Origin of the sequence: Bradyrhizobium sp. Ce-3 (assembly GCF_022835695.1) — a bacterium.
Lineage (GTDB): Bacteria > Pseudomonadota > Alphaproteobacteria > Rhizobiales > Xanthobacteraceae > Bradyrhizobium.
On sequence record NZ_BQUV01000059.1, the window covers coordinates 1 to 348 of the forward strand.

General features: G+C 55.2%; 1 protein-coding gene. It reads right to left on the minus strand.

The annotated features are described in order from the left end of the window. A partial coding sequence (locus tag BRSPCE3_RS35825) for a DEAD/DEAH box helicase (RefSeq protein ID WP_244071835.1) occupies positions 1 to 348 on the minus strand: 348 nt, incomplete at both ends.

Below are 348 nucleotides of genomic sequence, written 5' to 3' on the forward strand. Positions count from 1 at the left end.
TGCGCTCGGGCATGGTGGCGGAAAGGAGGAGCACCCGCTTGTCTTCGGGCGTATACCCAAATATCTTCTCGATGTCGTCGATGAAGCCCATATTGAGCATTTCATCCGCCTCGTCCAGAATGAAATACCGTATGGCATCGAGTTTCAGACTTCCCCGGTCGATGTGGTCAAGGACTCTGCCGGGTGTTCCCACGACAATGGAAACCCCCTGCTTCAATTTCTTGAGCTGCAGCTCAATGGACTGGCCGCCGTAAATGGGAGCTACAGAGAGGTGAGTGTCGCTCCTCAGGGACAGGATTTCTTCACAGACCTGGATCACCAGCTCCCGGGTTGGAGCGAGCACAATGG